The organism is Catenovulum agarivorans YM01, assembly GCF_000281085.1.
GTDB classification, from domain to species: Bacteria; Pseudomonadota; Gammaproteobacteria; order Enterobacterales; family Alteromonadaceae; genus Catenovulum; species Catenovulum agarivorans.
The window spans coordinates 1-14,078 of the sequence record NZ_AJWM01000048.1 but is presented as its reverse complement, the minus strand read 5'-3'; the positions used below and the strand labels follow the sequence as shown (position 1 = coordinate 14,078).

Annotated in this window: 10 protein-coding genes; 5 read left to right on the top strand and 5 right to left on the bottom strand. The window is 40.3% G+C overall.

Features of this window, described 5'->3' with window-relative positions:
* The first annotated feature begins 102 nt into the window (after positions 1-102).
* Positions 103-1,494 (top strand): PhoH family protein, encoded by a 1,392-nt coding sequence (locus tag WSC_RS0100665; RefSeq protein WP_016953984.1) that lies wholly within the window; start codon positions 103-105, stop codon positions 1,492-1,494.
* 539 nt (positions 1,495-2,033) lie between these two features.
* On the opposite strand, the gene WSC_RS0100660 is transcribed toward WSC_RS0100665, so the two are convergent.
* Positions 2,034-2,237: a DUF1289 domain-containing protein gene (locus tag WSC_RS0100660; RefSeq protein WP_016953983.1), complete on the bottom strand. Its 204-nt coding sequence runs from the start codon at positions 2,235-2,237 to the stop codon at positions 2,034-2,036.
* A 98-nt stretch (positions 2,238-2,335) separates the two neighbouring features.
* On the opposite strand from WSC_RS0100660, the gene WSC_RS0100655 reads away from it, so the two are divergent.
* A complete protein-coding gene (locus WSC_RS0100655) occupies positions 2,336-2,659 on the top strand; it encodes an Hpt domain-containing protein (RefSeq protein WP_016953982.1) in 324 nt (107 codons plus the stop codon).
* A 3-nt stretch (positions 2,660-2,662) separates the two neighbouring features.
* Positions 2,663-3,610 (top strand): diguanylate cyclase, encoded by a 948-nt coding sequence (locus tag WSC_RS0100650; protein WP_016953981.1) that lies wholly within the window; start codon positions 2,663-2,665, stop codon positions 3,608-3,610.
* A 41-nt stretch (positions 3,611-3,651) separates the two neighbouring features.
* Here WSC_RS0100650 and WSC_RS0100645 read toward each other — a convergent pair whose 3' ends face one another.
* From WSC_RS0100645 to tyrS, 4 genes are all read right to left on the bottom strand, one after another.
* The gene (locus WSC_RS0100645; protein ID WP_016953980.1) at positions 3,652-5,148 is read right to left on the bottom strand and encodes an MFS transporter; all 1,497 of its coding nucleotides are present in this window, start codon (positions 5,146-5,148) and stop codon (positions 3,652-3,654) included.
* Between the two features lie 169 nt (positions 5,149-5,317).
* Complete coding sequence (locus tag WSC_RS0100640; RefSeq protein WP_016953979.1) at positions 5,318-8,128, bottom strand: insulinase family protein; 2,811 nt, start codon at positions 8,126-8,128, stop codon at positions 5,318-5,320.
* Between the two features lie 60 nt (positions 8,129-8,188).
* A complete protein-coding gene (locus WSC_RS21500; protein WP_016953978.1) occupies positions 8,189-8,959 on the bottom strand; it encodes a divergent polysaccharide deacetylase family protein in 771 nt (256 codons plus the stop codon).
* Between the two features lie 661 nt (positions 8,960-9,620).
* Positions 9,621-10,817, bottom strand: a complete 1,197-nt coding sequence (tyrS, locus tag WSC_RS0100630) for a tyrosine--tRNA ligase (protein WP_016953977.1) — start codon at positions 10,815-10,817, stop codon at positions 9,621-9,623.
* Between the two features lie 174 nt (positions 10,818-10,991).
* On the opposite strand from tyrS, the gene WSC_RS0100625 reads away from it, so the two are divergent.
* Positions 10,992-12,392, top strand: coding sequence for a peptidoglycan DD-metalloendopeptidase family protein (locus tag WSC_RS0100625; protein WP_016953976.1), 1,401 nt, complete (start codon positions 10,992-10,994; stop codon positions 12,390-12,392).
* 10 nt (positions 12,393-12,402) lie between these two features.
* A complete protein-coding gene (locus WSC_RS0100620; RefSeq protein ID WP_016953975.1) occupies positions 12,403-13,521 on the top strand; it encodes an anhydro-N-acetylmuramic acid kinase in 1,119 nt (372 codons plus the stop codon).
* The last annotated feature ends 557 nt before the right edge of the window (positions 13,522-14,078 follow it).

The window sequence follows — 14,078 nt, the reverse complement described above, 5'->3', positions numbered from 1 at the left end:
TAAAATTAACAACGCAATGACGCGACATAAAACCAACCTGCCATATTTCAGCTAAGTCTGAAAAAGCTGAATACGGTTCATAAAAAGCATCAAGGGGGTCTGATGAGCAACGACCAAATGACCAAGATATACGTACTCGACACCAACATACTGCTACACGAACCTTTCGCCTTTCTCAATTTTCAAGAACATGACGTCTATATCCCAATGATTGTGCTCGAAGAACTCGACGCAATTAAAGATCGGAAAAAAGATGTTAGTCGCGACGCTCGTATAGCAATTCGCGCGTTGGAAGAAGCTTTGAAAGACGCCACACCAGAGGAAATAGCCGAAGGTGTGCCGATGAAACGATATCAAAGTGAACATGGTTCAACCGGACGCTTGGCCATTTACCCAGACCACTTGCTCACCAACGAACGAGTTACCCTGCCCGGCCCTGAAAATGACAATACAATTATCAACGCTGCTTTGCATTTGCAGAAAGATAAATTCCCACAACCCGTTATCTTAGTTACAAAAGATATCAACATGCGCCTGAAAGCCAAAGGTGCGGGTATGGAGCGAGTTGAAGATTACCGCACCGACCAATTAATTTCGGATCTTAAATACTTAAGTACAGGTTATGCTGAAATTGAAGGTGAATTTTGGTCAAAAGTAAAAAGTTGCGATAGTGAAACCGAAGGCCGTGAAACGGTACACACGGTAGAGCGCTCAGCCCTGCCACCAACTTTGTTTATCAATCAATACTTATTTGATCAAGCAAAAACCTTTGCTGGCAAAGTTATTGAACACAATGCAGAAACGGTAAAACTGAAAGATTTAGGCTATGACCGCATGATGGGTCGACATGCTTGGGGCATTTCGCCAAAAAATTTCCATCAAGCTATGGCGATGGACGCTTTGTTGGATACCAACATTGATTTATGTTTATTAACTGGCCCAGCTGGCAGTGGTAAAACTTTATTAGCTTTGGCCGCAGCCTTGGAAATGGTGGTTGAAAAAGGTATTTACGAAAAAATAATCGTTACACGTAATACCCCAGAAATCGCCGAGTCTATTGGTTTTTTACCCGGCACCGAAGAAGAAAAAATGGCACCTTGGTTGGGAGCGATTAGCGATTCTTTGGACTTTTTACATCGACATGACGAATGCCGTGAAAGTAGCACACGTTATATTATTGAGAAGGCCAACATTCAGTTTAAATCAGTTAACTTTATGCGTGGCCGCAGCATTCAAAAGTCGATTGTTATTTTGGATGAGTGCCAAAATATGACATCGTCTCAGTTAAAAACCATTATTACTCGAGCGGGTGAAGGCACTAAGTTAATTTGCTGTGGTAACTTGGCACAAATTGACAGTAACTATTTGTCACCACTAACCTCCGGCTTAACTTATATAGTTGAGCGATTTAAAGACTTTGAAGGCAGCGCGACTGTGCATATTGCAGGTGTTATGCGTTCTAGGTTAGCCTCGTTTGCTGAGAAAAATTTGTAGCGCTTGGAATAGATTGCGTTGCGCTCAGTGCAAACAAGCGCACGCGAAGCATGGTTTTCTAAAAACGCTTTAAACCCATCCATGGGCCGCTCGCACAAGATATCCATATCTTGTGAAGTTTTAGAAAACCAGCATTCGCGTACACTTTTATTTAGCTCATTTATCGCTACGTGAAAAAGCAGGTCATAGACTAAATAACAGGCAATACCATATTTAGGAAAGTGCTAGGGCATTAACTTAGAGCAAAATTTCTTTTTCTGCTTCGCCCCCGAAAAGGACGTTCTGCTTTGGTAAATTTAATCACAGCCCTCAACCAATAAGTCGCTTTTGTGCCCGATTTTATTAAGCATTGGCATTGCTTTGATGCAGCTAATAGCAACAAATATGTTTAGGAAAGGTGATCGTAAATGTTTTTTGCAAAACGTCCAATCGGTAGGGATACCGTTTGAGAGCGGGCCATGGATGGCCTCGAAGCGATTTTACAAAAAATATTGCGAGCACCTTGACCTTCTATGCCCCGCTTTTCCAGCGAATAAGCCCTATTCTGCTTCTTTAATTGCCGCTAGCCGAACTTTTGCATCATCTGCTATTTTACGCTTTTCATCTTCAGATAAAAAAATCCAATCAGTGCGCTCATCTTTAGTTCGGCCACAACCTTTACACACATCATCTTCATTCAATTGGCAATAACCAATACACGGGTTTTTAACAGTATTAATGTTAGAAAAATCGAACTGACTCATAAATTTAGCAACAACCTGATTAAAATTAATAGATTAACTTTAAGTTAGAAAAAATATACCTATACTTACACTATAGGTTTATTCTAAAGGAAACATACATGGTAATCGACAAAGCAGATGCGCTAGAAAGATTAGCAGGAAATGAACAACTGTTTGTGATGTTGGTGAATAAATTTACCGACCAATATAAAAACTCAGCTGAAGAAGTAACAACGCTCGTTTCCTCTGGAAAATTAAAAGACGCAGCAGTATTAGTCCATTCCATTAAGGGCGCAGCGGGTAATTTAAGCATGGTCGAACTTTACGATAATGCCAAGGTTCTTGAAACGGAGTTAAGAGCTGATAATTTAGCAACAGAAGCTTTAGTTAAAGAGTTTAACGACGCTCTGCAAAAAGTAATAGAAGAAACATCTTCTTGGTAAATTATGCGCGCAGACGACAGTATAACAACAAATAAAAACCGCCCTTGTATACTGGTTGTAGATGACCAAGAAATTAACTCAGTTATGTTACAATCAGCGCTTTCACAACTGTATGAGGTATACACTGCCTCAGATGGTTCCCAAGCCTTAGAGGTACTCAATAAGTATCACCAGCTCATAGACCTAGTACTACTTGATATTCAAATGCCTAATATAGATGGTTATCAAGTATTATTAAAAATTCGTCAGACGGATCGTTTCAAAAATATTCCCGTGATATTTATTACCGGTAAAGATTCGGCAGAGGACGAAGCAAAAGGTTTAGAGCTTGGCGCAATGGATTATATTCCGAAACCCTTCAATATGTCGGTTGTGCACGCGCGAATTCGCAACCAAATAGCGCTCAAGAAAAAATCGGATTTGTTAGAAAAGCTCGCTTTGCTTGATGGCTTAACTGAAATTCCTAACCGGCGCAATTACGATGAGACCTTTATTCAAGAATGGCGACGAGCTGCTAGGTCAAATAGTCCAATTTCATTAATCATGTTGGATATAGATTATTTCAAGCAATATAACGACAATTATGGCCACAGCTTAGGTGACGAAACATTGAAAGCTGTCGCTAAATGCTTGTCAGACCAAGTGATGCGCAGTGGTGATCATGTAGCACGCTATGGCGGTGAGGAATTTGCGATTATCTTGCCGAATACTGAATTGCGAGCTGCAGCTAGTGTTGCCGAAAAAATCCGCAACGCCATTTTACAACTGGCTATCCCACACGAGTTTAGCAAAGTATCAGACTTTGTTACGGTAAGTTTAGGTGTTTCATCCACCATTCCAACCATTTCAGATGCCTATACAGTGCTACAAGAATATGCAGATCAACAGCTATACAAAGCGAAACAGGCTGGCAGAAACAGGCTCGTTGCCGAGGAGATGCCGAGAAACTGAGTGTGGCAACTTACTCAATTGTCACACTCATTAATGCAGATTTAAGCGGGCGAGTTTTCCGTAGCGCTACCCTGCGCTTTGTTGATTTCAGATTTGGCGATTTCTTTACTGTCATTAACAAAACAGACTGAAATGGCGCCCAAGACTAATGACGCACCTGCTAACCACATCATACCAATTGCATTGTTATCAAATAGATATAACAAAATAGGACCAGCAATAATACCACAAACAATTTGAGGGCCAGCAACGGTAAAGTTGAATATACCCATATATACCCCAGTTTTATCCGCTGGTAACGCACCGGCTAATATAGAATATGGCATAGCAATAATAACGGCCCAAGCAATGCCTACACCTATCATAGGTACTAACAAACCTAGTGCACCTGCCGATATTTCCACTTGTGCTATCAATAAATTAACTTCAACAACTTCTGCTTGCGTAAATAACCCCATAGACAAGAAACCTACAGCACCTGCTAATAAACCAACTGCGTAAGTAAATTTGCGACCAAGTGTATTGGCAAGTTTGCCCATTACAGTTGAAAATAGCGCAGCGGCTATATACATCATCGCATATAAAATACCCAGCCAGTCTCCGGCCGCACCTTTAGCGGCACTGATATCTGCTGGTACAGACTCTACAGATTGAATGTAGTCAGCATTAAACCATTTAGCATCAATTCCCCAAGATGTTTGGGTAATTGCCGCCAAAATATAAACCCACATTAGAAACATTGGGAACCAAGAGAAAAATTGTACAAAAGCCAGCTGTTTCATGGTTGTTGGCATAGAAGTCATCAGTTGCCACATACCTTGCGCTTTTTCTGTTAGACTTTTTTTCTCAAGCTCTGCTGGCTCTTCAGCTAAACCTTTGTATTCGCGATATTCAGCTGGTGCATATTCTTTAGTTTTCACTACAGTCCAAACAACTGACGCTATCATGATAAAAGCACCAAGATAAAAAGACCAAGCGACTGTTTCTGCAACTTCACCTAATTCAGCTTCGTTACTCAGCAATAAAACATTAGTTAAAACAAAAGGTAAAATTGAGCCAATAATTGCGCCCATGTTAATCAATAAAGATTGAATTGAATAACCTTGGTTACGCTGCTCGCCCGGCACCATGTCAGACACTAAAGCTCTAAATGGTTGGAATGCAACGTTAAAAGCCGCATCCATTACCGCAAGCATTATCAAACCAAAGAGCATAGGCATAATAAAACTTACGAACACTGGCGCTTGTGGCATTAATATCATTGCGATACCAGCCGTTAGTGCACCACCTAAAATAAATGGGCTACGGCGGCCTAAACGTGTCCAAGTTCTGTCAGAACTGGCACCCACAATAGGTTGAATAATCACGCCCATAAGCGGTGCTAACAACCACATAAACGACAATGAATAAAGGTTTGCTCCTAAATCAGAGAAAACGCGACTCATGTTGGCATTTTGCAGTGCAAAACCGATTTGCACACCAAAAAAGCCAAAACTGACATTCCATATTTGCCAAAAAGATAACTTAGGCTGTTTCATAGTTATTCCACTACTCATAATGTTAAAAAATTAATACGAATTTTTAACATTCTATCACCCGACTTTTTTTTGTAATCAGGTTTTTATATGCATACGTATGCAGTGAAGTAATTGAAAATAAGGGGGTTAGCGGGTTTAATTAACCCGCTATTTTGATGAAGAGAAAAAGTTACTGGCTACCACGTAATTGAATTAACAATTCCATATGTTTTTTGCCAACTATCATATTTTGATATTGCTGTTGAATATCTTGCAAGGTCAGTTGCTGCAACAATTCGATGCTACGCTCTTTACTGTCAAACTGAGTTTGATTGTCAAAAAAGTCGTAAATATAGCTGCCCGCTTCATCATATAGATTATTCGGTGCTTGTTGGTAATAACTCAACAAACCATCACGCGCTTGTTCAAATTCAGCTTGCGTCAGTTGGCTAACTTTCACAGCAAAGTCTTTTCTAAATGTGTCCATGCGCTTTTTCAACGCTTTATAATCAGTGTTATTGCTCTGTACCAACATAGCGAAAATAGGTTTTAGCTGGTAATCAAATGCCATGCTCGATACTTGATAACCTAATTGCTCTTCGGTGCGTAACTGCGCAAAAAATTCACTGTGATAAAAGTTGTTTAATACTTTTAGCGATAAACTATCTTTTAAGCTCTCACGTGGGGCAATAAATGCATCCAACACAGCATGATCTGTATGTTTAACTTTATGCGCAAAGTTAAGTTGCTCACCGGCATGAATGTCCATAAGTGGCTTTTTATATCTATCTATACGTTTACGCTCTGCAGGTAAAATGCTCGCGTAAGTATTAATTGCACTGAGTAGTTCATGCTGACGGTAAGCACCATAAGCAAAAATTAGCACTTTGTTGCGATTTAACAATTGCTGCTTAAATTTATTGACCACAGCTAAGTTTACATATTTGCTTGCTTGCAATAATTGGTCGTCCGTTAGCGCTGTGTACATTAGCTGAGTTAATAATCTTTGTGCCTGCTCTGCTGGTGTATCTAAGGCTTTATTAGCGAGCTCTTCTTGGTATTTAGTTAGCGCTTGTTCAAACTCTTGTTTTGTTGGCTTAAAGTCAACTAAAGCTTGCAACAACTGCTGCGCCAACAATAAATGTTTAGCGCTTTTTCCTTGAATTTTAAAGCGCATGCTGCCACCCCAATAAGGCTCAATATAAATATTAATGCCGGCGCGGGCGGCTTTGTCACGCAGCGCAATTAAGTCTTGCTCAAACATGTTGAGAAATACCCGAGATGCCACTTTATATTGACCATCCCAGTCACCCACATCTGTATTAATAATGAGTTCTAACCAACCTTGGTTATGTTGATAATTTGGGCTGTGGCTTAACCAAGCTTCAATACCATCTTGATGATAAACTTGGGTCGGTTTGGTTAATTCTACTGTTATGCCTAAGTCTTTTTGTGTATCAAATAACTCGTTAGTTTTTGGCAATTGCATGGCAATGTTTTGGCTCGCATTTTGCCATTTGTTTTGTTCATCAGCAGTAATAGCTTTTACTGCGTATTGGCCGTTGTAGTGGTCAATTGGTTGGTTTACTTCAACTTGCGGGTAAACATGCCATACACGCATATTTTTAACTGACATTTGCGCCAGTACTTGGTTAATTTTATCTGCATTAAAATCAGCGAATACGGCAGCGCGGTTTAATAGGTTTTCAGCAGGAGTATCAAATAACGCTGCGCTCAGATTAGTGGCTGAGTGCATTAAATTACCTTTAGCGCCATTGTTAAATTCATCCACCGCCATGGCCGCAAGCTCTTGGTAATATTGCTCGCTAACACCTTGCTGTTTAATCAGATTAATGTAGGACAAAGTGGCCGCAATAATTTGATCTGTTTTATTGATTCCTTCATCGGTTAACGACACATGAATTTGCACAAAACCATCTTTGCCATAGTAGTCTGGCGCGAATTGCACTGAGCTTGAAATGGCTAAGTTTTGTTTACGTAAATATTCACCTAAAGTGCCCGGCTCTTCTGAGCTTAAGATATAACTTAAATACCGATTCGCTTGATACTGCCAGTCAGCACTATTGTCTTTTAACGCAAACTCAATAAAAAGCAATTTATGCGTTTGCTGCGGCTGATAATAAATATGTTGGTTTAACGTATCTGCAGTAATACCGGGTACGGATATTTTATCGGTTTTCACCTGAGTATTTTTTATTGCAGCAAAATACTCATTTGCTAGTCGAGCAAGTTCAGCTAAGTTTTGTGGGCCTGCCAACACTAAATTCATCTGATTAGCTGAATAATGTTTTTTATAAAACCCGACTGCTTCATCTAACAGTTTGCTATCCGCTTTGTCGGTCAGTGTTTGTAAATTACCAACGCTAATTTGGCTTAGCGGATGTTCGGGGTTACCGGTATGACCACGCACACGTTGAATAATCACGCCATCGTGCGATTTGCGTCGAGTCCATTCGTTATCTACCGCTGTACGTTCTTTATCGACATAAACTGGGTCAAACAGTGGACTGATAAAATAATCTGCAAATCTATCTAACGCACCTTGATAATGTTCATTCGGAATAGAGAAATAATAGTTAGTATGATCTTTGGCTGTGTATGCGTTGCTCGACCCACCTTTAGTTTCGATAAAGTTAAAATAACCAGACGGCTCTGGATATTTTTCAGAGCCTAAAAACAGCATATGTTCAACAAAATGCGCTAAACCCGGCTGACTTTTAGGATTGTGATAACTACCTACTCCTACAGCAAGTGATGCGACAGATTGTTCAGTTTGAGGATCGGATATTAACAATACTTTTAGTTGGTTATTCAGGACTAAATATTGATATTCCCTGTCGTCTCTTGGGCTTTTAACTATTTCTACTGGTTTGTTATTTATAACAGGTTTTATCTCAGCTACTTTGTTAGTGCTGTTACAGCCGACAATTAAGCTGCATAAACAGGTAATTGTGATGATTAGTTTGTTGTGCAGTGTCACGCAAAAGTCCTCGTGCTTATATTTTTAATGAGTGTTATGACTCTAATTTTATTGTTTAGTTTAGTAATTTAATTGTGCTATCTGGGTTTGCGCGGGCGCTAAATCAGACACTCGTTGCAAAGCAATTGCATTGGCCGTGTACTGAGCAAAAAACCTTTGCAAAACCGCTATTGTTTGTGGATGCGGATGACCAATTGCAATAACAGTTTGTTTTTTGGTGGCTAAATGCAGAACTTTATTTAACTGGCGTTGAATAGCCACTTCGTCTATTTCGTTGTCTAAAAATACATGCCGACGATATGCTGTCACGCCATTTTGCTGTGCCACAATTAACGCCTGCGATGCACTGCTGGTGCGGCTATCAACAAAATATAAATTATGTTTTTTCAGCACTCGCATAATCGCCGCCAGCGGCTTTTCCATTTGAGTTAGTTTGCTACCCATATGATTGTTCACGCCAATAACTTGTGGGTACTGAGCTATCGCTGTTTCAAGTGTTTGGGTTATTTGTTGCTCTGACATGCTGCTATAAATTGTTCCCGGCTCTAGCGTTTGTCCGCTGAGTGATTCCATTGGAATGTGCAACATAATTTCGTGGCCACGTGCACTGGCTAAATCAGCAAGCTCTTTGCCATGCGGTGTGTGGGGCAACATTGATAAGGTAATTTCGGGTGGTAGTGTTAACAGCGCGCGGTCTGTTGCACGATAGCCGACATCGTCAATGATAATCGCTATTTCTGCATGCGCATATGAGGTTGATACAACCCATTGTAGTGCCAATAAGCTGGCTAGTTGTAAGCTTTTATTTTTTATTTTTTTATATAAATTCACAGCGCAGTTCTTCTAAAAAATGACCGACGCAGTTTAGATATTTCGGCCACGAATGGCAACTTAAATGCCGTAAATTAATATTTTCTATAATCGCTTTTCGTTCCTGCAATATAATCGGCCTGCAATTACATTTACCACGCAGAATCGCTGTAAATACTTCGATGTACGCTCTCCTTTTCATCCCTGAAAACGACGTTCTGCTTAGGTAAATCTAATCACAGTCCTCAGCTATGTAGTTGCATTGAAGCAAGTCAGGAAAGATGGTTGGGAGTGTGTTTCTCAAAACTTCCAATCGGTAGGGATACCGTTTGAGAGCGGGCCATGGATGGCCTTGCAGCGGTTTTGAGAAACATCTCGCAACCAGCTTGACCTTCCATGCCACGATACTTGCAGCGCTTTGACAAACTCCATTCCATCAAGCATAGATATATTACACGAAACAACCAGCAATAAAATTGCCGAGAAGGTTGATGGAAATGTTGTGAGCAAAACTTCAAAAGATAAGGATATCTTTTGCGAGCGACCCAGGGATGGGCTCGAAGCGTTTTTGCGAACAATATTCCATTAAGCTTCGCATTTATGGCACAGAATTTCAGCGGTTTTGAGAAACATCTCGTAACCAGCTTGACCTCCCATACCACTATACTTGCAGCAATAATAACTAAGCTAATGAAATTTTAGCAAATTTACGTTTACCAACTTGGTAAACAGCTTCGCTACCAACCTCAATTTGCAACTTATTATCAGCAACTTTCTCGCCATCAATCTTCACAGCGCCTTGCTTAATCATACGCATAGCTTCACTAGTACTTGCAACTAAACCAGCTTCTTTAAGCAAATTCGCAATACCTTGAGCTTCACCAGCAGTTACAGTTACTTCGTCGATATCATCCGGAATGGCATTTTTTTGGAAACGCTGAATAAAATCTTGCTCTGCACCTTGCGCCGCAGCGTCATCGTGGAAACGAGCAATTAACTCTTTCGCTAATTCAATTTTAACGTCACGCGGGTTTTTGCCGTTTTCAACATCAACTTTCAACTGGGCAATTTCTTCAATTGGACGGAAGCTTAATAAATCGAAATAACGCCACATCAAATCATCAGAAATAGACATAACTTTACCAAACATATCGTTTGGTGCATCGGTAATACCAATATAGTTATTCAATGATTTAGACATTTTTTGCACACCGTCTAAACCTTCTAATAAAGGCATCATCAATACAGTTTGTGGTTTTTGGCCTTCTTCTTTTTGTAACTCACGACCCATCAACAAATTGAATTTTTGGTCAGTTCCACCTAACTCAACATCAGACTCTAATGCAACTGAGTCCCAACCTTGTACCAATGGATATAAAAATTCATGAATCGCAATTGGCTGGCCGCCAGTGTAACGCTTTTTAAAATCGTCACGCTCTAACATACGCGCAACGGTTTGACGCGCAGCAAGTTTAATCATACCTGCAGCACCTAACTCATTCATCCATTTAGAGTTAAACTCAACACGCGTTTTTGCCGGATCTAAAATCTTAAACACTTGCTCTTTATAAGTTTCAGCGTTAGCAAGTACTTGCTCTTTGGTTAACGGCTTACGTGTAACGTTTTTGCCAGTAGGATCACCAATTAAACCAGTGAAATCACCAATTAAGAAAATAACCTCATGGCCTAATTGTTGGAAAGCACGCATTTTGTTAATAAGTACAGTGTGACCTAAATGCAAATCAGGTGCTGTTGGATCAAAACCCGCTTTAATTTTTAATGGTTTACCTGATTTAAGCTTTTCAATTAGCTCTTCTTCTACCAAAATCTCTTCTGCACCGCGCTTAATTTCTGCTAGTGCTGCCTGAATGTCAGCCATGATTTACCTACTATCTTAGAATTCTGTTAACAGTGCTGTGCCGATAAGTTGACAATCCAGCATAAAAGTCCGACATTTTATCCGTCAATTCAATGAATTTAAAGCTTGTATGCTGGTAAATAGAGCAAATTCATTATATTCTTCGCTTGTTTAGGTGACAGAGGTTAAGAAGTAATGCGTGGCTTGACACGTTTTTGGAGCGACTTTCCGACATTACATAAAGTTTATATCGGCTTTATTACTTTAGTTATGGTGATAGCGTTATGGTTGCCACTAGAAGACGCCAGCGCCTCCAAACAAAACGACTCCAGCACTACCAGTTTAAAACCTGGTGTTAGATATGATTTATCCACACTTGAAGTTGTCCCCTCCACAGTTGAAAACAACAAAGGTTCTGCAACTGATGCAAACGAAGTTAGTGATGCATTAGAAAACACAATTGAAAGTACCCAAGCCGTCGATTTAACCGAGCAAGATATCGAAAACAACGCTCAAATTGAATGGCGCAGTGTCAAAATTGAAAAAAACGATAATTTAGCGAAAATTTTCGAGCGCAATAAAATATCAGCTAAAACCTTGTTACAAGTCAGCCAAAGTGGTCCAGCGGCTAATACACTTATCAATAAAATGCGCCCAGGCCAAACCATCGAATTAGGCTTTTTAGACAACCAGTTTGATCGCTTAATGTATCCTTTGTCTAAGTTCGAATTTATTGAGATCACCACATCGGAAAATGGCTACTACGCCCAACAAGTCACGCGAGCGGTAGATACAAAACACGCTTTTGCCGCAGCAGTAATCAAAAGTAACTTTTGGAATGCTGGGGTTCAAGCCGGTTTAAACGACACTCAAATTATGAACCTTGCCAACATTTTTGGCTGGGATGTCGATTTTGCCTTAGATATTCGTGAAGGCGACAGTTTTACCGTTGTCTACGAAGAGTTGTTAGTTGAAGGTGAACACGCGGGTTATGGCAATATTTTAGCCGCCGAGTTTGTTAACCAAGGTGATGCTTTTACCGCCATTCGTCATAATGACGGCAACTATTACACACCTGAAGGTAACAGTATGCGCAAAGCATTTTTGCGCGCACCCGTTAACTTTAAATATATTAGCTCTAGCTTTAATCCACGCCGCTTACATCCTGTAACTGGCCGAGTAGCACCTCATCGTGGTATTGACTACGCAGCTCGTACCGGTACCCCAGTGGTGGCTGCTGGTGACGGTAAAGTAATTAAATCTGGCTACAACAGCTTAAATGGTAATTATGTATTTATTCAGCACGGCAAAGAGTACGTGACTAAATACCTACATTTACATAAAAGATATGTTCGCACTGGTGCTAAAGTTAAACAAAACCAAAAAATTGGTACTGTAGGTGCAACAGGCCGAGTAACGGGCGCTCATTTACATTATGAATTTTTGGTAAATGGGGTGCATAGAAACCCTAAAACAGTTCAGTTACCTAAAGCTCTACCAATTGAATCGAGCGAGAAACAAGAGTTTATGGCAATAGCAACTAACATGATGTCGTTATTGCAAACCAATAAAAATGTTTTGTTAGCCGCAAATTAATGGATGATTTATGCCTTTGTTTATTGGCTTAATGTCTGGCACCAGCGCTGATGGTGTTGATGCCAGCTTAGTAGACATTAGCCAAAACAATGGCCAACATCTAATCAATTCTATCTGTCATTATTACTTACCCTTCCCTGATAACTTCGCTAATTCTATTCGTCGTTTGTATCAAAGTGGCGACAATGAAGTAGAAAAAGTTGGTGTTGTTAGCCAGCAACTGAGCCACTTATATGCTCAAGCAGTAAACGAATTACTCGATCAACAAAATATTAAAGCAGAACAAATTGCCGCTATTGGCAATCATGGACAAACTATTCGTCATTGTGTTGATTTTGCTCCTGCTTTTAGCGTGCAAATTGGTAACCATGCATTACTAGCTGAATTAACTGGTATTGATGTTATTGGCGATTTTCGCAGTGCAGATATTGCCGCTGGCGGCCAAGGTGCACCTTTAGTGCCAGCATTTCACCAGCGTATTTTTTCCAGCGGCCAAAACAATCAAGCGATAGTTAATATTGGTGGCATTGCGAATATTACCGCGATTGCTCAAAGTGGCGATGTGCTTGCTGGTTTTGATACTGGCCCTGGCAACGCTTTATTGAATGATTGGATTTTTAAACATCAGAAAGTCAATTTCGATAAAGATGGTTTATGGGCCAATTCAGGCGTGGTAAATAATCACTTACTGACTTTATTATTAAATGATGATTATTTTAGCCGCCCAGCCCCTAAAAGCACTGGCCGTGAGTATTTTCATTTAGCTTGGCTACAAGCAAAATTAGCGCAATTTGCCACAGATATTTCTGCACAAGATGTGCAAGCCACTTTGGTTGATTTAACTGCTGTGACTATTATCAAGGCGGTCAAAAATTATTTTGACCAAGCGGATATTTGGATATGCGGTGGCGGTGCGCACAATAGTTTATTGATGCAGCGTTTGAGTTTTTATGCTGGTAAAGATTTTACTGTAGCGAGCTCAGCTGCCAAAGGGGTTGATCCTGATTGGGTTGAGTCACAGTGTTTTGCTTGGTTAGCATTTTGTTTTGTTGAGCGTTTAGCGGCGAATATTCCAACTTTAACCGGTGCAAAAAAACCTAAAGTGCTTGGGTGTTTGTATCCAGCTTAATACATTACTTAGCTAAGCTCTATAACCAAACAAAAGTACGAGTGTTCAAAAAGCCTTAGTTGCAGCGCTAGGGATGTGGTGGCAAACACCGAAGGTAAATAGGATATTCCGACCAAAAACGCTGCGAGTTCATCCCTGAAGCGCTCTCACAAAATATCCCTATTTTGTGAAGTTTTGTTCGCAACACCCTATCCACCTTCTTAGCACCTTTATCGCTTCTTTCACCCTAACTAACCAAATCTCAGGTTAACTATCTTTTCTTAGGTAATTAAAGCGTTTTAGAGCTAAATCAATATAAATTGCGAGTATCAGAGCCATCACAGACAGTTCAATTCAAGTCGTATCACTGCAGGAATGTAGGCACCTTTCAAAAAAGTGGGCTGTCTGTGAGGCTCCTGAAAGGCTGGGCTAAAAGCTATTTATATTGATTTAGCTCTACTGCGCATAACAGCAACATCTCAGCGAAAAAATTGCCAAGGAAAGATGGTTGAGAGTGTTTTTTGCAAAACTTCCAATCGGTAGGGATACCGTTTGAGAGCGGGCCATGGATAATGGAA

Excerpts from the sequence above, each read along its gene's own strand:
- WSC_RS0100650 (WP_016953981.1), top strand. The coding sequence starts at position 2,663 with ATGCGCGCAGACGACAGTATAACAACAAATAAAAACCGCCCTTGTATA.
- WSC_RS0100655 (WP_016953982.1), top strand. The coding sequence starts at position 2,336 with ATGGTAATCGACAAAGCAGATGCGCTAGAAAGATTAGCAGGAAATGAA.
- WSC_RS0100620 (WP_016953975.1), top strand. The coding sequence starts at position 12,403 with ATGCCTTTGTTTATTGGCTTAATGTCTGGCACCAGCGCTGATGGTGTT.
- WSC_RS0100665 (WP_016953984.1), top strand. The coding sequence starts at position 103 with ATGAGCAACGACCAAATGACCAAGATATACGTACTCGACACCAACATA.
- WSC_RS0100660 (WP_016953983.1), bottom strand. The coding sequence starts at position 2,237 with ATGAGTCAGTTCGATTTTTCTAACATTAATACTGTTAAAAACCCGTGT.
- tyrS (WP_016953977.1), bottom strand. The coding sequence starts at position 10,817 with ATGGCTGACATTCAGGCAGCACTAGCAGAAATTAAGCGCGGTGCAGAA.
- WSC_RS0100625 (WP_016953976.1), top strand. The coding sequence starts at position 10,992 with ATGCGTGGCTTGACACGTTTTTGGAGCGACTTTCCGACATTACATAAA.
- WSC_RS0100645 (WP_016953980.1), bottom strand. The coding sequence starts at position 5,148 with ATGAAACAGCCTAAGTTATCTTTTTGGCAAATATGGAATGTCAGTTTT.